This is a genomic window from Microcystis flos-aquae FACHB-1344 (genome assembly GCF_014698375.1).
GTDB lineage: Bacteria > Cyanobacteriota > Cyanobacteriia > Cyanobacteriales > Microcystaceae > Microcystis > Microcystis aeruginosa.
In genome coordinates this window covers 37,996-58,291 of record NZ_JACJSW010000185.1, presented here as the reverse complement: position 1 = coordinate 58,291, position 20,296 = coordinate 37,996, and the positions used below count along the sequence as shown (strand labels likewise).

12 protein-coding genes and 1 pseudogene are annotated in these 20,296 nt (G+C 39.4%); 10 read left to right on the top strand and 3 right to left on the bottom strand.

Going from position 1 to position 20,296, the window contains the following annotated elements:
* A pseudogene (locus H6G48_RS18550) lies at positions 1 to 419 on the bottom strand (RNA-guided endonuclease InsQ/TnpB family protein); the annotation flags it as partial.
* Positions 420 to 434: 15 nt separating this feature from the next.
* Between H6G48_RS18550 and tnpA the strand changes: the two are divergent.
* Positions 435 to 839 carry an IS200/IS605 family transposase gene (gene tnpA / locus H6G48_RS27555; protein WP_423202550.1) on the top strand — a complete coding sequence of 135 codons (405 nt, stop codon included), beginning with the start codon at positions 435 to 437 and terminating at the stop codon, positions 837 to 839.
* Positions 840 to 1,195: 356 nt separating this feature from the next.
* On the opposite strand, the gene H6G48_RS18540 is transcribed toward tnpA, so the two are convergent.
* Complete coding sequence (locus H6G48_RS18540; protein ID WP_190722785.1) at positions 1,196 to 2,386, bottom strand: DUF3747 domain-containing protein; 1,191 nt, start codon at positions 2,384 to 2,386, stop codon at positions 1,196 to 1,198.
* 458 nt (positions 2,387 to 2,844) lie between these two features.
* Here H6G48_RS18540 and H6G48_RS18535 point away from each other — a divergent pair, with 458 nt between their 5' ends.
* Both H6G48_RS18535 and H6G48_RS18530 read left to right on the top strand, forming a co-directional pair.
* Positions 2,845 to 8,982, top strand: coding sequence for a translocation/assembly module TamB domain-containing protein (locus H6G48_RS18535; RefSeq protein WP_190722784.1), 6,138 nt, complete (start codon positions 2,845 to 2,847; stop codon positions 8,980 to 8,982).
* Between the two features lie 158 nt (positions 8,983 to 9,140).
* Positions 9,141 to 9,632, top strand: a complete 492-nt coding sequence (locus H6G48_RS18530; protein WP_012266995.1) for a GNAT family N-acetyltransferase — start codon at positions 9,141 to 9,143, stop codon at positions 9,630 to 9,632.
* Between the two features lie 25 nt (positions 9,633 to 9,657).
* On the opposite strand, the gene H6G48_RS18525 is transcribed toward H6G48_RS18530, so the two are convergent.
* Entirely contained in the window at positions 9,658 to 12,651 is a 2,994-nt protein-coding gene (locus H6G48_RS18525) for a plasmid replication protein, CyRepA1 family (RefSeq protein WP_190722783.1), read from the bottom strand.
* A 485-nt stretch (positions 12,652 to 13,136) separates the two neighbouring features.
* On the opposite strand from H6G48_RS18525, the gene H6G48_RS18520 reads away from it, so the two are divergent.
* The 7 genes from H6G48_RS18520 to H6G48_RS18490 all read left to right on the top strand — a co-directional run bounded on the left by H6G48_RS18520 (position 13,137) and on the right by H6G48_RS18490 (position 20,070).
* Positions 13,137 to 16,496: a ribonucleotide reductase N-terminal alpha domain-containing protein gene (locus H6G48_RS18520; protein ID WP_190722782.1), complete on the top strand. Its 3,360-nt coding sequence runs from the start codon at positions 13,137 to 13,139 to the stop codon at positions 16,494 to 16,496.
* A 62-nt stretch (positions 16,497 to 16,558) separates the two neighbouring features.
* A complete protein-coding gene (locus tag H6G48_RS18515) occupies positions 16,559 to 17,050 on the top strand; it encodes a DUF29 domain-containing protein (protein ID WP_242034693.1) in 492 nt (163 codons plus the stop codon).
* Positions 17,051 to 17,088: 38 nt separating this feature from the next.
* Positions 17,089 to 17,565: a DUF29 domain-containing protein gene (locus tag H6G48_RS18510; RefSeq protein WP_147069396.1), complete on the top strand. Its 477-nt coding sequence runs from the start codon at positions 17,089 to 17,091 to the stop codon at positions 17,563 to 17,565.
* A gap of 3 nt (positions 17,566 to 17,568) precedes the next feature.
* Positions 17,569 to 18,021: a DUF29 domain-containing protein gene (locus H6G48_RS18505; protein ID WP_190722781.1), complete on the top strand. Its 453-nt coding sequence runs from the start codon at positions 17,569 to 17,571 to the stop codon at positions 18,019 to 18,021.
* A gap of 11 nt (positions 18,022 to 18,032) precedes the next feature.
* Positions 18,033 to 18,485 (top strand): DUF29 domain-containing protein, encoded by a 453-nt coding sequence (locus H6G48_RS18500; protein ID WP_190722780.1) that lies wholly within the window; start codon positions 18,033 to 18,035, stop codon positions 18,483 to 18,485.
* A gap of 11 nt (positions 18,486 to 18,496) precedes the next feature.
* Entirely contained in the window at positions 18,497 to 18,949 is a 453-nt protein-coding gene (locus H6G48_RS18495) for a DUF29 domain-containing protein (protein ID WP_190722779.1), read from the top strand.
* A 53-nt stretch (positions 18,950 to 19,002) separates the two neighbouring features.
* Entirely contained in the window at positions 19,003 to 20,070 is a 1,068-nt protein-coding gene (locus H6G48_RS18490) for a ribonucleotide-diphosphate reductase subunit beta (RefSeq protein WP_190722778.1), read from the top strand.
* Positions 20,071 to 20,296: the final 226 nt, after the last annotated feature.

Here is a 20,296-nt window from a genome sequence, read left to right as displayed (position 1 = left end):
AACTTTAATTTTCCTATCCCTGTTTTATCCGTGATGTGGATAAACTTTTTGTCTTCTGTTAGTTTCCAACCAGAAGTTTTGTACTCGACAGACCTTGAAAACTTTTTGAATTTGGGATAGCCTTTTTTTGCCAAACCCCTTTGACAATTGTCGTAGAAACGGGATATAGAAAACCAAGCTCTTTCGGCACTTGCTTGAGGAGCCATAGAGTTGAGTTTACCGACAAAAGGAAATTCAGGACTATTAGATAATTCGGTAGTTAGCCTACACAAAGTACAATAGTTAACCGGATCTTCTTTGGTAGAGTCCATCCAAAATCTTAGACATTTGTTCCGAATAAACTGTCCCACCCTGATCGCCTCTTGAATGGCTATCTTTTGGGAAGGATTGACTTTTAAATTAAACTCTATGACTCGCATCGATTCGACCTCTCAATGTGTTATATTATGAGTATAGTAATCCATTGTAAAAAGTGTCAAGAGAAAACTAATTATCGTAGAAAGGTTTTTGAGAAGGAGCATCTAGAGTTTTTGAGAATAGTTTTTCAAAACATAGCTGAGAAATGGGAGGCGAAGATAATAGAGATTAACGGAGAATCAGACCATATCCATATCCTTCTGACTTACCCACCCCATAAGCTGTTAAGTAGTCTAATCGCTAACTTAAAATCAACTTCTTGCCAGCTGATGTGGGATAACTTTTCAGACCACTTGAAAGAGATATATGGTCAAGATAAGAGAATTTTGTGGACAGGGGCATATTTTGTGGCTAGTTGTGGCGGTGTCACAATAGACCAACTTAAGAAATATGTCGAGAATCAGGATTCCCCTGAATATTAGTTGTGCTTCGCTGTTTTATGCTGGTCGGTTTTTCATCTCGTCAGTGAAACCGAGGGTTCCTTCAAACCGACATTTAAGGTAAAAATTAACAACCACAATCAGTCATCAGTAATCAGTAATCAGTAATCAGTAATCAGTGATCAGTAATCAGTCATCAATCATCGGTAATTGGATAATATCTTTAGGCCTTTTTGAGATCAAACAGTGCCGGGCATGGGAGTGAGCGGGGGGAAAATGGGGGGACTTTTTCCCTGAAAATTAGGTAATTGACTTCCTAAAAATGGATAAAACCCCACACCCCACATCCTACCCCTAGGAAAAACTTTTTGCCGCAAACCCTGATGGAGGAGAGGCCGTTATTTTTTGGCGGTTTTAACACAATCGAGGGTACGGACGATGGCGGCTGCTGCGTAGTTACGACGGGCGGGATCATTTGGTACAAAAGAACTACCCCGTTCGTTCAAGGGAGAGGCCACACCGCAAAATCCTGACATCTGGGTAATTAAACTGGCGGCCCAATGGCCGGAAGTATCGGAAAAATTGACGGGGGTTTTAGTTTGGGCTAAATCGGGGGCTTGTTTTTGCTGAGTTTTCAGGTAGGTGGCGGACTGTTTGAGAATCGCCATCAATTCGGCCCGGGTGATAGGGTCGGTGGGACGGAATTCGCCGTTAGCTTTGCCGGCAACAATACCATTGGCCCGGGCCCATTGGATTTTTTTGGCACTCCAGCGCGTCGCTTCTACGTCGTTAAAACTGCCGCTGCCGGGGGGAATCTCTTCTAGGTTAATTTTGGTGACAGTTCCCATCCCTTCAATAATCATCGAGACGAATTGTTCCCTGGTGACGGGATTTTCGGGGCGGAAGGTGTTATCTTCTTTAAAACCGGCCACTACCCCAAGCGCGATCGCTTTTTCAATCTCAGTTTTATAGATATCGCCGCTAATATCCTGAAAACTAGACCCAGAACTGGGGGGAGGAGTGGTTTCGCTGAGGGGAGGTCTGCCGGTGGCTGCGAGAACTTCCGCTTCTTTGCCGCTAAAGTAGAAGTGGCCTAAACTTTTGCCTTGGAAAGTACGACGGCTAAATCTCCAACCCGGTTCGAGGATAATTTTCATAAATCCTGTTTGCATTCCTCGGGTTCTTCCCACCACTAATTCCGGTCTGCGGGCATCCCGGGGAGTTCCCACTAAGTATAATTCGCCATTGCGTTCCACAATACGCAGGATGTAATCTAGCCCAAAATCCCGGCCATCCAGACGGATAGAATAACCATTACTATCGGTGGCGCGGCGACAAATGCCGGTAAAGTCAAAGTTGAGGAGTAGAGGGTCGATCATGACGGGATTTGAGCCGCTTTCGCTCCAACACTTCTGTTTTCCCTGGATTTGTTCCAAGACTAGCAGGTCAAATTTATTACCTCCGTAGGGACGAGCGATCGCTACTACCTGGGTCTGCTCGATGTCCTGTTCGTCAAAGTTGGCCGCTGGTGTGGCAGTTATGCCCAAGGTCATTAGGGCGGTTAGGGCGATCGATAATCTGGCTTTCATAATCTTTAATCTATCAGACGATTTTTGCAGTAAAAATAGACGTGCTAATCCCAATATTCTATGACTGAATGCTTTTGGTCGTTGTTCCAGACTGCGCCGGATTGTTGTCTGTCCGCACAAGTTTTCTCTCAATCTTCAATTTCCGAACCTATTTATCCTGGCAATATTCTGATGGAACTGGTGGGTTGATCAATATTAATTCGGTTAGCTGTTGAAACTGGGGAGATTTTGGCGAATTGTTGAAAATTTTAGCCAGCCATTCGAGTCTTAGGCTAAGATGGGGAGAGAGGCTTTTAATTGGCCGCAGCCCTTGACTTCCTCACAGGATTTAAGCCCAATAATTGCCTAAAAAATGGCAATTAATCGATTGAGGGCTATCAGTGCTGCGGTGAATTATCATAGTTCATTAGCTCTGGTGAGCCATTGCCCTTTCTTTGGTGTGTGTGAGGTAAACAATTATGAGTAACTCCCCTGGCGATCCTTCTCCTCGTCCTAATCTTTTTCTGAGTATCGGTCGATTTTTACGCCGGCCTTCTACTTTAATTGTCGGGGGAATTACTCTCCTAGGAATTACCTCCCTTGGCTATTTTACGACTCGTTATTTAGTTTATGAACGTCTCACCCCAATTTTAGATAATATCTTCAGTGAAATGCTGCACAGACCCGTCAGGGTAGGTAAGATAGAAGGTTTTTATTTTAATCGCATTCGTATCGGTAAATCGCAAATTCCAGCTACGGCCAATTCTGCTGATAGTTTATCTATTGATGCGATCGAATTGGGATTAAATCCGCTGCCCTTACTTTTAGGTCTGCCGCTGCCGGTTGATGTCAAGTTAATTAATCCCAGTATTTATCTCGATCAGGATAAAAATGGTCAATGGCTCGATAATTTAGAAAACATAGCTAGTAACTTTGATCGGGAGGCACCCATTAGGTTAAATCTGGGTTTTCAGGTGGAGAAGGCAGCTATTAATATCCAACCCTATGCCCTGAAAAAACCGATAGAAATTAAGGCTGATGGTCAAGGAAGATTTATTGATAATCAAAGGCAGCCTCTCACCTACGATTTTAGCGCAGAAATCCTCAAAAGTCAAGTAAAAATTCAAGGAGAAACGGCGTTAAAAACGGGTGAAAGCCTAACTAATCTTCAGATCGACCGTTTAAACTTAAGTGAACTATTAACTTTAATTCCTAATCGCAATTTTCAATTAAATCAAGGACAAGTAAATGCTAATATTGCTCTCAATATTCCCAGTTGGGCAAAGCTAAATCAAAGTCAAGGTAATGGCAATTTTCAGGTGACGGAAGTAGCGGGAAAATTCCACCCTTTCCCCTATCCAATTAAGCTAACAACTAAGTTAAATTTACAGGGAGATAAAGTATTAGTTGAACAGGCGAACGCAAGTATTGGCAAGATTAAAACTGAGGTGAGAGGAGAAGTAAATTGGCAAACTGGTTATCATCTCAATGCCGCTCTAGAATCGGTGGATTTACAACAACTTTTAAGAATTATTTATCTGCAATCACCTCTAGATTTACGGGGAGAAGCACGCTCTACTTTTCAAGTGACGGGAAAACTAGATCAACCTCTAATTAAAGGAACCGTTAGCAACAGCAAACCGATTATTTTTGAGCAAATTCCTATTCAATCAATAACCAGTAATTTTCAAACAAATCTCAATCGTCTTAATTTAGATAAAATTCAAATTAAACCCGTCGCAGGTGGAGAAATTAAAGGAGAAGGAAAATTGCAGTTAAATATTCTGCAATCCCTGCAAAAAAATCAACCTCTTGACGGGACAAAAATGCCGATTGATTTGAATTTACAAGCCAATTTTCCCACGAGAAAAATTTTATCTCAACTGGCAACAATTCCCGCTAAAATTAATATAAACGATCTGCAAGCTAATATTAAAGCTAGGGGTAGTTTAGGACTGCCACAATTATTAATTAATTGGCAAATACCCAGGGTTAATCAGTCAGGATTAATCAATGTTGCCGGGGAGGGTAAAGTATTTTTAGGGGGCAACAAAATAAATTTAACCGATACGGTCATTAAAACAAATGGCGGCAAACTACAGGTTAATGGTAATGGTGATTTTACTAGCAAATTAGTCCGGGGAAAAATCACGGGTAATAACTTTTTATTGACTCCTTTTGTGCCTCTTGTTTGTCAATATTTAGATAGCATTTGCCCCTACCTAGAAACCTTAGAACCCTTAAATTTAGAGACAGCTAATATTCAAGTTAGTGGCAAAATTGACCAACTTAATATTAATACTTTAAACGGAGTTGCTAACTTAAGAATTAGCGGTAAACAAGGCACAATTTTAGTCAATAGTCAAGTATTGCAAGGAAATCTTCAGGCTAACGCTTTCTTAGCGGGATTGCCGATTAATTCCCTATTGCCTAACTTACCAACCCAGGTTAAATTACTGCGATCGCAAATTAATTTACAAGGTTATTTAGGGGAATTAATAAATAATAAAAATAATATTTTCAGCAGTTGGCAAGGTCAAGGTAATATGCAGTTATTAGTAGATAATAATCCTTTAATTGCCACAGCCAAACTGAATCAAGGTTTCCTGACAGGAACAGTTAATACCAGTGGGATTAGTCTTAATCCTCTAGGGGAAAATTTAACAGTTCCCGTCAGTTTAGGCAGGGCAAAAATCAGCTTTGCTGGCAGGATAAATTCTCTGATTAGCGGTACTTTAACGGATTTACAAACTTGGCGCGGAGAGGGAGATATACAGTTATTTGTCAATAATCAATCCCTAAAAACTACCGCCCAACTGGAAAAAGGTATTTTAAGCGGTATGGTTAATACGGCTGGCATTAACTTAAATCCGTTTTTACCCAATATAAATATTCCTGTTAGTCTAGGGAAAACCCAAGTCAATTTCACCAGTGCAATCAATAATTTACTAGCGGGAAAAATCCCTAATTTGTCCACCGTCAATGCTAGGGTAAATACTCGGTTGTTAGTGGATAATAATCCGATTAATACTGATATTCAGTTAAACAACGGTATTTTTAATATTCTCGGTAGCTTAGAGAATTTTCAGACTAATATTCCCATACCGTTGCATATTTCCCAAACCAGGTTTCAAGCAGCAGGAAATGCCCAAACTATTTTCGATTCCCTGCAAGAAAAACGACTCAACTTAAGCAGTATCAAAGCAGTTTTTAACTCTCGTATTAATCTAGCTAAAGGAGAAATTAAAGCTAAGGCACAACTGAATAATAATTTCTGGCAAAGTGATATTATTGCCGCTAATCTCGATCCCGCTGCCGTACTAAGACAATTACCAGCAATAAAATCAATCTCGATTCCAAAATTAGATTTTAGGGCCAATTTAGCGGGAAACATTAAAGAAATTTGGCAGGGAGTAACACCGATTCAGGTTAATAATCTTTCGGCACAGTGGGGAGAAAATAGCTTTGATGTGCGAGGAAATATTCTTTTAGCTAATCTTATCAGTCAACCCGATATCGCTGAGGTTAACTTAAATCTACAGGCAAAAACCGACCTTGCTACTGTACCGCTAACTCAGATTATATCGCTTTTACCGATCGATCCTCGTTTGAAACCCAGAGAATCGACACTGACAGGGAGCGGAGAATTTCAAGGACAAATCACGGGAAAAAATCTCTTAACTGCTTGGCAAAAAGTGGGAAATATACAAATCAAAGGAGATATAAATTTAGCTAACTTTAGCATTAATGATCGACCCTTTGAACCTATCTTAAGAGGAAGTATGCAAGCAGGAATAGGTCAAAATATTAGTTTAAATTTGCGTGGAAATCAGGACATTATTGACCTAACTTTCGATCCTTGCCAACAAAATAATTGTCTGCTGCCCTATCTTCCCTTAGGGATAAATATTCGCCAAGCTTTTGGAAATAAAACTCCTTTTCTAGCCACAGCTAAACGAAGCGGAGAAAATTTAAATGTTCAGATTGCCGATTTTCCCCTAGAAATCCTGAAAATATCTCCCACGGCAGCCTACAATGTTCCGGGGATTATTGCTGGACAAGTGAATGCTAATCTAGACATCAATTTATTTAACTTACAGGGACAGGGACAAATAGAGATTAACCGACCTAGTTTAGGTAACTTAATCGGGGAAAAATTAACGGCAAATTTGGTTTATCGGGATTCCATAGTTCAACTGCAAGAAGGTAGTTTACAAGTGGGTGCGAGTCAATATAATCTGCAAGGTTTATTTAATTGGCAAACCCAGGAAATAGAAGCTAAACTCAGGGTAGATAAAGGTTATATTCAAGATTTATTATCAGTTGCTAGTATCTATGATTTAACCAGTTTAATCACCCTTTTCTCCTCCGAGAATAACCCAGCTATTCAACTTAGTCCCCTAGAAGTAGGTAATCCCGAAGCTTCCCTAGCACAACAGGTAAATTTGCGGGCAAAAATTGAAGAAATAATCCAGCAATTAGCAAGGGAAAGAGGGGTAGTCGGGATACCTTCTGAACTAGATTTTCGCGGCCGTTATCAAGCAAATATAGCCTTAACTGGGACTTTAAAAAATCCCGATCTCAGCGTAAAATTTCAGGGCAATAGATGGGAATGGCGACCCCAAAGACCGACGGTAAATATTGTTAACCCTCTGGGAATTGTCACCACCGATACCCAATTAATTCCGATTGATGAAGTAACAATTAATCTTAACTTAAATCGTCAGTTGCTCAGGATAGAACCGATTAGATTAAAATCACGAGATTCTTCCGTATTTTTAGCGGGTGATTTTTCCCTAAACAAAGTAGAGGGAACTTTTGCCGTGGAAAATCTTTCTCTGGATCTCTTGAGAAATTTTGTGCAGTTTCCCTTGGATGTATCCGGTAGTCTAAAAACTCAAGGACAAATTGCAGGAACCTTATTAAATCCTCGTATTCAGGGTAATTTTGCCTTTATTGACGGTGCAATTAATGCCCAAAATATTAATCAGGATATAATTGGTTTATTTACCTATAATCAGTATCGTTTTGATTTGCGGACAACCTCCTCCGAATCAATCCAAATCTATGCCAGCATTCCCTATCCTCCCTTACCGGGTAATGATCAATTAAAAATCCAAGCAAAATTGGGAACCGATGCAATCAAATTAATTGAAGCTATCAGTCAAAACGCCATCGAATGGGTTAACGGTGAGGGAGAGGTAGTTCTTTCAGCGACGGGAAGATTAGATATAAAAGAGGGTTTAAAAATCAAAGATTTAGAAGCAAATGGTATAGTTACTCTCAATAATGCCGCTATCCGCAGTGTTGCTTTTCCAGAGATTTTAACCGTAAATGGCCGCATTGGTTTAACCCCTGAAAGCTTAACAGTAGAGGAATTACAAGGCTCGATCGCTGACAGACAAATTTCTGTGGTGGGAGTTTTACCTTTCTTTCAAGCCATCAAAAATAATCCTAATCCCTTAACAGTTAATATTCAAGAGGGAGATATAGCAATTAATGGTCTTTATCGGGGATTAATTGCTGGGAATGCCATGGTAACGGGAACAATTCAGCAACCAATTATCGGGGGGAATGTGCGTCTTTCTAGGGGTAAAGTTTTTCTTCCTCGCACCGCAGAAATTAATCAAGAAACGGATAAACCAGTGAGTCGCTGGCTGCAGCCTCTCAACATTCCTCAGACGACAAATATTACTCCAGTTTTAAATAATTTCCAAGTGTCTTTAGCAGGATTATCAATTGAACAAGAACCTTTGTATCAATTTGATTTTAGTGGTGCTTTAACCTTGAACGGTCCGCTCACTCCACTGGAGAAATTACAAACCAATGGAGTGATTAATCTCGATCGAGGACGGGTTAGTTACATCGATACTCGTTTTCTTCTTAACCGACGCAATCAAAATGTTATTGTTTTCGATTCTAGTCGCGGGTTGGGACTTTTTAATCCCTTTGTTGATATTCAACTGCGAACAATTCTCAGCGAATTTTCTCAATCTCGCGATTTTGCTATCTCCCGTCCGGGGGGGGATTTTCCTAGCAATGAAATTCCCGATGATAGCCTCAATCGCATTCAAAGGATCGATGTCACCCTCAGCGTTGAAGGGGAATTAAACCGCTTGCTACCAAATTTAGGACGTAATATCAATGAAGTGTGCCAAATTCGTCCCGATAGTCCACCTTTTCCCCTAGAGGAAAACTATACAGATACAGAATTACAAAAAGCTGCTAATTGTTTACAAGCAGTGGCTTTTGCTAGAGGTGAAGATGAGGGATTGCTTAATACTCCCCTAGTTAAATTAACCAGCACTCCCCCCCGCAGCCAAGGGGAAATCGTTCGACTTTTGGGGGAACAATTGCTGTCGGTTTTTAATGGTTTACAGGGGAAAAATACAGAACAATTAATTCAATTTGGAGTGGTTCAGTTGGCGATTCCCCTCTTAGCCCAAGGAGTCGTGTATGATGTGGAGAATGCGGTTAGTAATGCGATCAGGGCAACGGATTTTAATATTCTTCCCAATTTGGAAACCGTCTATCGAGTCAATTCCCAGTCTTTTATCCGCTTTTCCTACGATTACAATTTGAATGAGTTTACCGTCCGCTATCAAACTCAATTTTAAAGTAAGATTGAGAGATCTAGCAGAATTCTGAAGTTAGGAGACAAGGCAAAATTAGGTTATACTTCATCCTGAGAATCAACCCGATAGGTAGGTAGAAAATAAGAAATATTATTTTTTTACTTTTTACTTTTTACTTTTGACTTTTTACTTGATATTCTATGATTATTCGCGAGGCTAAAGAAACAGATTTACCAACAATTATCGAGATTTATAATGCTGCTGTTCCCACTCGCAAGGCAACCGCAGATTTAAAGCCTATTTCCCTGGAAAGTCGGCGAGAATGGTTTAAAAAGCACAATCCTGAACAGTATCCCATCTGGGTAATAGCGATCGAAGGTCGGGTGGTGGGTTGGCTGAGTTTACAGATGTTTTATGGTCGTGTCGCTTACCAAAAAACGGCAGAGGTTAGTTTATATATTGCCCCCGATTATCAAGGTCGTGGAATCGGTAAATTATTAGTAGAATATGCCCTGAATCGCTGTCCCAAATTGGGTATATCTAATCTTATCTGTATTATCTTTGCCCACAATCAAGCCAGTATTCGTCTCTTTGAAAAATTCGGCTTTCAACGATGGGGTTATTTACCTCAAATTGCCGATCTAGACAATTTTCTGGCTGATGTGGTCATTTTAGGCAAAAAAGTCGCTTAAATAGACAATTTTCCCCATAGCTAGACTATAATTCTAGACTTAATTGAATATAAGCATTTTCCGGTTCGCCTAGAGATGGTTTCTGGGGGAGAGAAAAGAGATAGTCCTCATACCAAATCTCAGAACTTCCCGCACATTTTTCATCTCTAAATAACCATTGTTGAAACACTTGTTCTCTCCCATCCTGAGGGGCAACAATCTGATAAACTTTTAGAGATTTTTTAGCAATTCTCTGGCTGCCCTTGCTGGTTAATTGATAACCTAACAAGTTCAAACAATTACGAATAATCGTCAGAGGACGGGAAGTATTAGAGAGGTTAATCTTGGTGATAGTTTTAATCTCGTTGCGGTTTTTAATGGCGATTTCGGCCATTTTTTGTAAATCGGCATCATGATTAGTTAATTCTCTTTCAGGGTTAGCTAATAATACGGGAATTCCCAACACTTCTAACGTCCCGATAATCACTCCTAATTGACTACTATTAAAATCGGGAATAAATAAACTTCCGTGACCTGATTCTATCAGTTTACGGGCAATTAAAGCATCTCGATCGCACAAAAATTGTCGCCCAATTGTCAAAAAGTAATGTAAGCGTAGTTCTTGATACCATCCTTGATCATCTTTAATCACTAATTGCGGTGTGACGGGGATTCCATAGCGTTTGTATAGGTCATATTTCCTGATAATTCTCCTTTCTTTCACTGACTTAATTAACTGTTTTTTAAGACAACGATATTCTGATTCCGTGATCTCAGAAGCACTGGCAATTGCCTCGCATTCAGAACGATAATTATGTTCCCTAATTTCTTCAATTGCTTCCGTTAACTGATTATTTATTTCTAGTTCTTCTTCCTGAGTCCGTTCTTTAATTCTATGACCTTCTGCTTGTAAAATACCTAGAATTGACTGACGATAATTAAGCATATAAGCATTTACTCGCACAGCCATTTTTGCCCAGCAGAGGAGAGATTCCGCTTGAAAATTTGTATCTAAATCCTCAAGAGATTCTAAATCTGATTGGTGTAGTAAGCGAATATTAACCTCCGTTAATCGGTGTCCAGAGGTGAGAAGTTTGGGGATAGAAGTGGAACCATTACCCACCTGATTAAATCCGTACACTGCTGACCAAATATAACGAGGAATATTCTCTCTAATTCTCCCTAAAAATTGAGCGATAGAAGTGGGAGTTTGAATTCCCTGTGCTAAACACCAAACCGAGGTAAAGTGTTGCTGAATATCAATACTAATTCCCGTTTCGATCGCAGGACTAGCTAGAACTATATCATAGTTAAGCAACAACTGATTTAAATTGCCAATCGCTTGATAGGCAGCGTGACTAGAATCTGGCAATGACTCTGAATCTATCCGCAGAATTTTCTTCTGAGGAAATTGCTTTCTTAGATAAGATTCTAGGGTAATTGTCCCCCATTTGCTGGTTAATTTTTGTGCTGATAGACAAACAAAAGGTTTTCCTCCCTCTTTAATATGTTTAACTAAATCCTTAACTAGCTGTTGGGGAGTATTATCAGAGTAGTTATAAACTTGCCAAGCTTGCTGATAATTAGGTTTCCACTCGTTACTAATCAAGAAAGTTTCTAGTTTAATAGCCGCTAAAGAAGTTAGATATTCTAGGGAAATATCACTTAAATCAGCATCGGCAACTAAGACTTTTCCCCCACTGCTGACCACAGTTTGTAGCAGAGACTTTAAAGACTTTAAAATTGCTACTCGATTAGCTTTACAAGTATCCCCATTTAACCCATGCCATAGGACTTGTTCGATCTCATCGATAATAATCATAGCTTCTTGCCAATCTTCCGCTTGAAATTTAGCTTGTGATTGGGGATGGAGAGAGTCAATACATAAACCATAACCGTAAATTTGTGCCGCAGGATTATCCCTAATTTTGCTGATATAGTTTAAACCAAAGCGTTGACATAGCTCCTCTACCAGTTTGACTCGATGACCAATAACTAAAACTTTTTGTTGATTGGCAATAGCCTGTTTAACTATCTTAGCTAAAAACTCAGTTTTTCCTGTACCTTTAGCCGATTTAATCGCCATTAACTGCGCTGATGTAGGGATAGCAATATCTGGCAAGTAACGGCTATTTAACTCTAGATGAGGTGGGAGAGTTAAACTATTTAAACTCGCTGCCTTCCAAATTTCCCAAGAGGTAGCTTTTTGATAGACTTGTTGGAAGTAATCTTCTCCTCGATTGATTAGTAAATCATCCACCCCTTTACCGTCAGCAGCATCCCAAGTAACTACCTTTACCTGACAGTTAGCCTGACTGAATAGATAACCCATTCTCTGTAAAGCTAAATTAACCGCTTGTTGGTTCTTTGGTTTAGTTTCTTGATCAAAAACTAGATAAATCTTTCGTCCGGAATTAGCTAATTTTTCTAGCTGCGGAATTAGATGAGATTTGCCGATTCTTCTACCTAATTCGTCCTTGGGAGTACGATAACCGTTGTGAATTCCAGGTAAGGCAATTGTCGCATAACCTGCTGTTAGTAATGCCCCCGCTTTTTTCGCTCCTTCTGTAAGACAAATAGGTATCTCTGGATGTTTAATTACCCAGGACCAAAAACCGAGATCCTCTTGCTTATTATCCACTTCTTCAGTTAAAATATTAATACTGATATGCTGGGCTATCCTTTGCCAAATTTTCAGGGGAACCCGCAAGGCAAAGACTCCCGTAGGGGTTTGGGGGGGATGTTCGTACTTAATCGGTTTAGCCTTATCAAGGCTTAAACGGGGAAAATCGGGCTTAAAACAGCCCCAAAGGTCATAATTACCCGTTAATAAGTCAATTCCTGAACACCACCAACCGCCTTGACTGATATGTTCATAACGCTTGAGAATATCATCCCTAACTCTGCCATCATTGCGTCGCGGTAATTCTTGGGAGTAGAGTAGGTATTCACTGGGAGATAACCCCGCTAAACCGGTGACATTGAGATCGATTAACTCCGCATCCACCCCGCTATCACGCCATTCTTCTAAATATTTCATCCTTGTCCTCTACTGGCTAGACGCTATATATAGCGTTTTTGTCCTATTATTCTAGCGGTAAGCCACTAAATAGCGAAAAGAGAAAATTCACTCTCTCAGAGGTTCTCAGAGGAAATTTGACTTTTAATCCACTCTTGTCTTAAATTATCGAAAAGTTAAGAACAAATAAAGTCTGACCACAACCTCCTCAGCAGTCAAGCAGAATCGGATCAAAAGTATTTTGTCAATCTGTTTTTGCTATCAAAGAATAGTTTTTTTGTCAAGCATACAAAAGAACTGTTTTCTGGGAAAAATCAAGAATTTTTTCCAGAAAATGTCATCCAAAACACTGTTTTTAGGGAACAAAATAATCCTGGCTATACCATATATAGAGTGATAGGATTATTTAACACGCTAGATGTTGTGTTTTCCCAGAAAATCTGATAGAATACTCTAGTACAAATAGATTAATTTGTCAAATTTTTTAACGCCGCAATTTCCTAATTATGCAATCGAAGCCCTTGACTACTGCCGTCTCCATTCACAAAAATAACGAAGTAATACCCTTTCGTTCTACCCCTTTAGCTAATATGGGCAGCCATGGAATTAGAGTGATTCGGCGCGATGGTTCCACCACAAGCTTAAATATCGGCAAAATTCGCGACGTGGTAGAGTGGGCTTGTGAGGGCAAAAAAGTCAATTCAATCGCCTTAGAAGCGGGTTTAACCACACGCCTGCGGGATGGGATTACCACTAGGGAAATACAGGATAATTTAATTAATTGCGCCCTAGAAATGTGTAGTCCAGAGGAACCGGATTGGCGCTATGTGGCGGGAAGATTGCATATTTGGAGTCTTTGGAAAGATACCTTAGTAGCCCGGGGTTATCAGTACGGAAATTACGAGAAAACTGTCAAAACTCAAGTTAAAAAGTTGCTATACGACGAAAGGATTCTCATCTATTCCGAGGCAGAATTAAAAGAAGCTGGTTCTTGGATTAATCCTGATTGGGACATCGATTATGATTACGCCGGGGCATTGTTAATCACTAGCCGTTATTTACTCAAAAATGAGTTACCCCAAGAGGCATTATTAACCTGTTCCTTGCTGCTTGCCACTGTGGAAGAACCAGCTAATAGACTCCCCTGGGCGAAGAAATTTTATCAAGCGATTGCTCAAAGAAAAATCTCTCTCGCCACCCCAATTTTAGCCAATTTACGCACTCCCAAAGGTTCCTTAACCAGTTGTTTTATCCTCTCCATTGACGACAGTTTAGAAAGCATTTTCGACGAGATTACTAATGCTGCCCGCATCTCAAAAAATGGTGGCGGTGTCGGGGTGAATGTGAGTAGAATTCGCGCCACTGGTAGCTGGGTAATGGGGAAAGCTAATGCTTCCGGGGGGATTATTCCTTGGATTAAATTACTCAACGATACAGCTATTGCAGTAAATCAGGGGGGAAGACGCGCCGGGGCAGTAACTATCGGTGTTGACATCTGGCATTTAGATGTGCCAGAATTTCTGGAAATGCAGACAGAAAACGGTGATCAAAGACGTAAAGCTTATGATGTTTTTCCCCAATTAGTTATCACCGATGAATTCATGCGTCGGGTGATAAATAAAGCCGAGTGGACATTAGTAGATCCCTACGAAGTTCGCAATAAATTAGGTATAGAATTAGCGGAACTATGGGGGGAAGAATTTGAAGAGGCCTATCGTTTAGTAGAAGCTAATTTAGATCAAGAGATTCTCCTCTATAAAAAAATCAATGCCCGGGACTTATTTAAAAGTATCATGCGTTCCCAAGTAGAAACAGGAATGCCCTACATTGCCTTCAAAGATACCATCAATCGCGCTAATCCTAATAAACACGATGGCTATATCCCCGGTGTAAATTTATGCGTCGCGGGAGAAACAAAAATTCTCACTGACCGAGGACAAATAGCAATCGCTGATTTGGTGGGGGAATATGTTAATGTCTGGAATGGATTGGAGTGGTCAGAAGTATTAGTTAAAAAGACTGGAGAAAACCAGCCTTTATTAAAGGTCAATTTCTCTAACGGAGAGTCCTTGGAATGTACTTACTACCATAAGTTTTACGTTCAGAAAAACTACAAGGGAACCGTGGAAATTGTGGAGGCAAAAGACCTCAAACAAGGGGATAAATTAATTAAATACCAGCTGCCTCTCATCCAGTCAGAAAATGATCTTGACTTTCCCTACGCCTACACCGCAGGATTCTTTTCTGGAGATAGGAGTTACGGGAACAATGGAATGCCTGAAGTTGACCTATACGGAGTTAAAAAAGAGTTACTTCCCTTATTGGCTATTCGTAACAAATATCAGGGAAATGGCTCTATTGAAAAAGGTACTTTTTGGAGAAAAGAAACCGATACCCTAGCGGTCTATCATGACAGTAAACAAGATCGGATCGTCTGTAAACTCCCGTTAGATATTCCCAGTAAATTTACAGTTCCTCTCAATGGTTACACAATTAAATCTCGTTTAGAATGGTTAGCTGGTTTACTTGATGCCGATGGAACAGTTGCCCGCAATGGTTCTAACGAGTCTCTCCAGATTGCTGCTGTTAACCGGCAATTTTTGCTCGATATTCGCCTAATGTTACAGACTTTAGGAGTTGATTCCAAAGTTACTGTTATGGATGACGGTGGCTATAAATTGATGCCAAATGGAAAGGGAAATTATCAAGAATATCTCTGTCAACCAAAATATCGTTTACTGATTAATTCTGTCGGACTATTTCAACTTGGTCAATTGGGACTTAAAACTCATCGCTTACAATGGACTTTAAAAGAACCCCAACGTTCGGCCACTCAGTTTATCCGCATTGAATCGGTAGAGTTAACCTGTCGTCGAGATGACACCTACTGTTTTACAGAACCCAAGCGTCATCTGGGAATGTTTAACGGCATTCTAACAGGACAATGCACCGAATCTTTTAGCAATGTCACCCCCGATAAAACTGCCCATTGCTGTAATTTAGTTAGCCTTAATTTAGCCAATATCGACAGGGAAGAAATCGAGTCTAATTGTCAAATCGCTGTCAGGATTCTCGACAATACCATCGATATCACTAATCCTCCCTTTGATAATGCTAAAAACCACAACGATAAATATCGCACTATTGGGGTAGGGGCGATGGGATTGGCTGACTGGTTAGCTAAACGGAAATTATCCTACAATAACCTGTCAGAAATTAGTAATTTATTTGAAGAAATTGGCTATTGGTGTACCTATTCCTCGATGGAATTAGCCAAAGAACGCGGTGCTTATCAAGCTTTCTTGGGTAGTGAATGGAGTCAAGGTAAATTAATCGGAGCAAAACCAGTGGCATGGTTTTTAAATAATGCGGTGCAACCGCAAAGATGGCAACAATTAGCCGAAGATATTCAACGATTTGGCATCCGTAATTCCCATATTACCGCCATTGCTCCTAATACTTCCTCTAGTTTGGTACAGGGATGTACCGCTAGTGTTTTGCCGGTTTATAGTCGCTTTTTCTACGATAAATGGGCAAAGGGAACCGTTCCCATCGCACCACCTTTTATTGAAGAAGCTTTCTGGTTTTATTCAGAGAACAAAAATCTCGAACAGCAGCAAGTGGTGAAAGCGATCGCTACTATGCAAGAATGGATCGATACGGGGATTTCTATGGAGTTATTATTCAACCTCAATGAAGGGGTTTATTTCCCCGCAGAACCCAACCGTTGTCTCACTGCTAAAGATATCTTTGATACTCTAATCATGGCCTGGGAATTGGGGTGTAAAGCGATTTATTATATCCGTACCGTACAAAAGGACAATTTTCGAGAGTCTGACGATAGTTGTTCTAGTTGCGCTAATTAAGGTTAACTTCGGTGGGCAATGCCCACCTTAATTTTTTTACATCAAAGATTAGGACTGATAAAATGAGTTTTATTGATCACCTAATCACAGCTATGGATAAGACTTTATACGAACAGGATTACTATCTCTGGATAGAGAAAACTATTCATTTATTAGAAAATAATCAGTTTTCTGAGTTGGATTTAGATAATCTCATCGAGGAGATTAAAAGTATGGGTATCAAGGAAAAACATACCTTAACAAGTTTATTGACTAGAATAATCCAACATTTGCTGCAACTCGCTTATTGGCAATCGGAAAGCCAATATAATGCTAATCACTGGAAAGGAGAAATTACTATTTTTAGAATTGATTTATGGGAAGTTCTTGATGATAATCCAAGTTTAAAGTCCTATCTAGAGAATAGTTTTGATAAATGTTATCAGTCAGCCCTTCGTATCCTAGCTAGAAAAATGGGAGTAAAAATCAATACTTTGCCTAGGGAAAAAATTCTCACTCTTGCCCAAGCTTTGGATGATGATTGGTTTCCTGAATATGAGGATAATAATAACTGATGATTTGGTTGGATTATAGTTAATTAAGGTGAGGGACTATGGAAACGAACTTATACGAACAGGATTACTATCTTTGGTTAGAGAAAACCATATCTTTACTAGAAAATCGCCAGTTTTCTGAGTTGGATTTAGAAAATTTAATTGAAGAAATCAAAGATATGTCCAGAAGAGAACGTCAGAAGTTAGAGAGTTTACTAACTAAACTCTTGGAACATTTACTTAAATTAACTTATTGGCAATCTAAGCGCGATTACAATAAAAACAAGTGGCGACGGGAGATTTTAAATTTTCGCATTCAAATAAAAAGAATTATTAGCAACAAAAAGGATGGAACTTATAATACAAACTTAGCATCTTACCTCACCGAGATTCTTGAGCAATGTTATGAGGATGCTTGCCATCTATTTGTCGAAGGTTCTGGCATCGATAAAAGACTTTTAAGTGCTACACCTATGGGAGCAATCGACCAAATTTTAGATGAAAATTGGTTTCCTGAGTTTCTCGGAGAGGATTAAGCAATGAAGAGTGATTTATACGAAAAAGATTATTATCTCTGGATAGAGAAAACCATATCTTTACTAGAAAATCATCAATTTTCCGATTTAGATTTGGATAATCTCATCGAGGAGATTAGCGACATGGGCAAAAGCCAACGACAAAGCTTAAAGAGTTATTTAACTCGGTTATTAGAACATTTGCTAAAACTGGTTTACTGGCAGTCGGAATTAGAATATAATCAAAGGGGATGGAAAAATGAAATTCGTAACTTTCGCCTAGGAATTCAACAAATTATTGAAGACAGTCCCAGTTTAAAGCCCTATCTATCGGAAATTTTCTCGCCCTGTTATCAAAATGCTCGTAAATTATTTCTGGATCTATCTGGAATGGCTGAAAATTTGGTCAGTTTAGCTCCAATTTGCACTATAGAACAGGCTTTAAATGAGGATTGGTTTCCTGAAATATCAAAATAATGGGGATAATTATGGAAAAGAACTTATACGAAAAAGACTACTATCTCTGGCTAGAGAAAACCATATCTTTACTAGAAAATCATCGGTTTTCTGATTTAGATTTAGAGAATTTAATTGACGAAATTAGTAGCATGGGTAAAAGTGAGAAACGAAGTTTAGAAAGTTATTTAACTCGGTTATTAGAACATTTGCTGAAACTAGCTTACTGGGAATCGGAATTAGAATATAATCAAAGAGGATGGAAAAATGAAATTAGGAATTTCCGTCGTGCCATAAAAAGAATTATTGCCGATAGTCCCAGTTTACAGCCTTATCTCATTGAAATTTTTGATAACTCTTTTCAAGAAGCTCGTATTTCTTGGCTCGAATTATCTGGAATGGCTGAAAATTTGGTCAGTTTAGCTCCAATTTGCTCTATAGAACAGGCTTTAAATGAGGATTGGTTTCCTGAAATATCAAAATAATGGGGATAATTATGGAAAAGAACTTATACGAAAAAGACTACTATCTCTGGCTAGAGAAAACCATATCTTTACTAGAAAATCATCAATTTTATGATTTAGATTTAGAGAATTTAATTGACGAAATAAAATCTATGTCTATCAGGCAACAGAAAGCATTAAAAAGCAATCTAACTGTGATTTTATGGCATTTACTAAAATACTTACAAGAGCCAGAAAAACAAACCAGAAGCTCGGCATTAACCCTTTTTGAGCATCGCGAGAGAATCGAAGAAGATTTAGAAAATAGCCCTAGTCTTAAGAGTTTTTTAACAGAAGATAATTTAAAAAAATGCTATAATAAAGCCAGACAAAAAGCCGCTATTGAAACAGGGATAAACCTAGAGAAATTCCCGAAGGATTGCCCATTGACTTTGGCAGAAGCCCTAGATTTTGAATTTATTCCTAATCAAAATCAAAACATTTGACTTTTTACCGAAAATCTCTTATAACCTAAAAGTGCCATAATATCCAAGTAATCATGTCCTTACATTTAGTTAATTCTTGCCATTCGATGCCCATTTCCCCGATCTTCAATCCAGAGGGAGATGATGCGATCGAAAACCGTTCGATCTGGTTTGGTAACACCACCAACCTGATGCAGTTAAACGATGTCCGCTACACCTGGGCGGTGGGTTTATATCAACAAATGCGGGAAAATTTCTGGATCCCGCAACGCTTAGATATCACTCAAGACGTGACTGAATACGGGCATCTTACCGACGAAGAAAGATATGCTTATGATGGTATTTTGTCCTATCTAACTTTTCTTGATTCCGTGCAAACCTGTAATATTCCCCACCTCAAAGGTAGCGTCACTGCGCCAGAAATTAGTCTTTGTATGGCGGAACAAATTTCTCAAGAAGCCATGCACAATCAAAGTTATCAATACTTAATTGAAACGATTATTCCCTCGGATCGCAGAGGTGAAGTTTATGACTTTTGGCGCACCGATAAAGTTCTCAAAGATCGCTGTCAATTTATCGCTAGTCTCTACCAGCAATACATCGACAAACAAACTACTGAAAGCTATTTTATCGCTCTTCTTGCCGACTATTTACTGGAGAGTTTGTATTTTTATAACGGCTTTATCTTTTTCTATAATCTCGCTTCTCGACAGCTAATGTCTGGTAGCGCTGACGTTTTCAAAATGATCAACCGGGACGAATTAAGTCACGTCCGTTTGTATCAGAAACTTATTCCCGAAGCCATGGCAACTTTTTCCCATTCCGTTGAACAGATTTATGAGATGTTCGATACTGCCGTTAAACACGAATGTCGCTGGACAAATCACATTGTTGGCAACGACATTTTAGGTATTACCGAATACAGTACCGAACAGTACACTAAATACCTCGCTAATATTCGGCTGAAAGCGATCGGACTTGAGCCTTTATACAGGGAAGAAAAGTATAACAAAAGTCCCTATAACCATCTGGAACGCTTCTCCGATACCAAAAAAGAAGGCCACACCAAAGCGAACTTTTTTGAAGCAACCGTGACCAGTTATGTTATGTCTTCTGGCTTAACTGGATGGGATGAAATTTAAAATTTACGGGACAAGAATAACCCAATTTCTTACCACAAAGGGGCAACTTTGTCAAATATTTTGACAACTTTTGACCCTCTCTTGCAGAAATACCGACAATCAGTAAATGCGCTTCTGGGTTTGGGGGGTTCTACCCGCAAAAGCTGGGATTGACTGATAAAATCGGAGGTAATGACCAATTTTAGAAGATATACTCAATCATCCCCCAGACACCACTCCCAGAAGC

Bases quoted from the DNA above. Each gene is read 5' to 3' on its own strand.
- H6G48_RS18500 (WP_190722780.1), top strand. From the start codon at position 18,033: ATGGAAAAGAACTTATACGAAAAAGACTACTATCTCTGGCTAGAGAAA.
- H6G48_RS18490 (WP_190722778.1), top strand. From the start codon at position 19,003: ATGTCCTTACATTTAGTTAATTCTTGCCATTCGATGCCCATTTCCCCG.
- H6G48_RS18540 (WP_190722785.1), bottom strand. From the start codon at position 2,386: ATGAAAGCCAGATTATCGATCGCCCTAACCGCCCTAATGACCTTGGGC.
- H6G48_RS18520 (WP_190722782.1), top strand. From the start codon at position 13,137: ATGCAATCGAAGCCCTTGACTACTGCCGTCTCCATTCACAAAAATAAC.
- H6G48_RS18515 (WP_242034693.1), top strand. From the start codon at position 16,559: ATGAGTTTTATTGATCACCTAATCACAGCTATGGATAAGACTTTATAC.
- H6G48_RS18505 (WP_190722781.1), top strand. From the start codon at position 17,569: ATGAAGAGTGATTTATACGAAAAAGATTATTATCTCTGGATAGAGAAA.
- H6G48_RS18495 (WP_190722779.1), top strand. From the start codon at position 18,497: ATGGAAAAGAACTTATACGAAAAAGACTACTATCTCTGGCTAGAGAAA.
- H6G48_RS18535 (WP_190722784.1), top strand. From the start codon at position 2,845: ATGAGTAACTCCCCTGGCGATCCTTCTCCTCGTCCTAATCTTTTTCTG.
- H6G48_RS18525 (WP_190722783.1), bottom strand. From the start codon at position 12,651: ATGAAATATTTAGAAGAATGGCGTGATAGCGGGGTGGATGCGGAGTTA.
- tnpA (WP_423202550.1), top strand. From the start codon at position 435: ATGTGTTATATTATGAGTATAGTAATCCATTGTAAAAAGTGTCAAGAG.
- H6G48_RS18530 (WP_012266995.1), top strand. From the start codon at position 9,141: ATGATTATTCGCGAGGCTAAAGAAACAGATTTACCAACAATTATCGAG.
- H6G48_RS18510 (WP_147069396.1), top strand. From the start codon at position 17,089: ATGGAAACGAACTTATACGAACAGGATTACTATCTTTGGTTAGAGAAA.